The 1,383-nt window shown below is 34.0% G+C and carries 1 pseudogene; it reads left to right on the top strand.

The features are described from left to right. Positions 1 to 421: 421 nt before the first annotated feature. Positions 422 to 1,383, top strand: a pseudogene (locus EKL97_RS15495) (hypothetical protein); the annotation flags it as partial.

Genomic DNA, 1,383 nt, shown 5'->3' with positions numbered 1-1,383 from the left:
ATTTAATGAAGAACAATTTTACAAAAACATCAAATTGATTAATGATATAAGAAAAGCTATGTTGCGAAATTATTGCAAATAGTCTGACCACACTAGTCACGCATTTAAATACACTATAAGTCCTATTTGATTTTACATTATAGACAAATTAATAAAACTATTATAAGCACTTATATGTAAATGAAAAAAAGCACGAATTTTTATTAAAAAAGGTGTTCAAGAAATAGATTACTGATATGGTATTTGTTTTACTCAAATCAATGCAAGCATAAAATAGTAACTATCGGAATGTTTTTTTATTTACCTGTTCAATTAGAAGCTTGGTTAAATTTAAAAACGTTAAGGATTAGTTAACGTTTAGATAATCCTGTTGCGTTACTGTTGATATATTTTTGGCCCGATAAAAACCACTTAAAAAATTATGAAAAAAATTAAATTATTATTTAGCATTGTCCTTTTTGGGCTTATAGCTAATTCTTGTGCAACCGAGGAACTCGTTTATTCCGTTCCAGAAACTAAAAATTCAAACCAACTTTCAAAAATTTACACCGGCTTTCCTGAAACATTTGAATCAGGAAGCAAAACTTCTTATGTTGCGGCAGACGTAACTTTACCAACAGGTATCTGGAATTTGAACGATGCGTTAATAGGTACCCTTTCTGGCGACAGAAAAAACGGTGCTAAGTCAATTCGTATTCGAAATATAGGAACTGTTACAATGAAGTTTAATAGTATTAACGGTGCTTCAAGTGTTTCTGTTTTACATGCAAAGTATGGAACTGATGCTTCAAGTTCATGGGAACTTTGGTATTCCATTAACAACGGAAGTAGTTGGACTAAAACAGGAAGTACAATTACGACCTCTTCAACCACATTGCAAACTGCCACATTTCCAATGGCGATAAAGGGAAATGTTCGTTTTGAAATCAGAAAAATATCGGGTGGTACAAATCGTATCAATATTGATGATATGACTATTGATGATAATGGTGCTCTTATTAGCGGTGTTTTTCCGGAAACATACGAATCAGGAAGTAAAACCTCTTATACTCCTGCTGCTGTAACGCTTTCTACAGGGAGCTGGTATTTTGACAATGCATTAATAGGAACATCTGCAAGCGATGCGAAAAGTGGTACTCAATCAGCAAGGATAATCGACACCGGTAAAATTACGATGCAGTTTGATGTTACAACCGGTGCTTCAAGTGTAGATATTAAACATGCTACATACGGAACTGATGCTTCCAGCACATGGGAACTTTGGTATTCCAACAATAGCGGCAGTAGCTGGACTCAGACAGGAAGTAGCATTACTACTTCTTCTACTACATTGCAAACTGCAACTTTTCCAATGATTGTTCAGGGAAATATTCGTTTTGAAAT

Source organism: Flavobacterium sp. LS1P28 (assembly GCF_003970335.1).
GTDB lineage: Bacteria > Bacteroidota > Bacteroidia > Flavobacteriales > Flavobacteriaceae > Flavobacterium.
Note: the sequence above shows the minus strand (reverse complement) of the source record. Positions and strands in the feature narration are given on the sequence as shown.